The 533-nt window shown below is 38.6% G+C and carries 1 protein-coding gene; it reads right to left on the reverse strand.

Going from position 1 to position 533, the window contains the following annotated elements:
* Positions 1-191: nitroreductase family protein (locus R8O11_RS30825; RefSeq protein ID WP_180793556.1), on the reverse strand; the 191-nt coding region annotated here is incomplete at its 3' end.
* Positions 192-533 lie beyond the last annotated feature (342 nt).

Raw genomic sequence — 533 nt, forward strand, 5'->3', positions numbered from 1 at the left:
CTGTGGAAGCGTTGTTTTGCTTCATCACTTTCAATCACGATGAATTTCCATGGTTGCGAGTTAATTGACGATGCAGACAGACGAATGGCTTCTTTGATGATGGCCATATCTTCTTGAGAAATGCGTTTTTCTGCGTCGTATTTTTTCGCTGTGTAGCGGCTGTTTAGATCTTTAATGATTTGATGAGACACGTTTTTATCCTCGTTATTCAGTTTTATATCGGCCGCTTTTAGCTTCGACAACCACGCGTACCTCGAAAGTGAGTTCATAGTACCGAATAACCAGCAATTGATAAGATGGCTTTTATTTAAATCACTTTTAACTTTTTGTTGAAAATCGAACAGAGAACTTGGGAGTGATGTTTCAAACTCTGCGTAGAGAACGTGGTCTTTGCTGTTTCTTGGCCAAAATTACAAGCTTTGAGATATTCGCTTGCCCCTTGTTTGAGATATTAAATTACACTCATAAAATATGAGTTGTACTCTGGTTTTCGTTTGGAGTGGTCATGAATGTGATTGAGGTTTTCAACGACA

Source organism: Vibrio sp. 1288 (genome assembly GCF_033344475.1).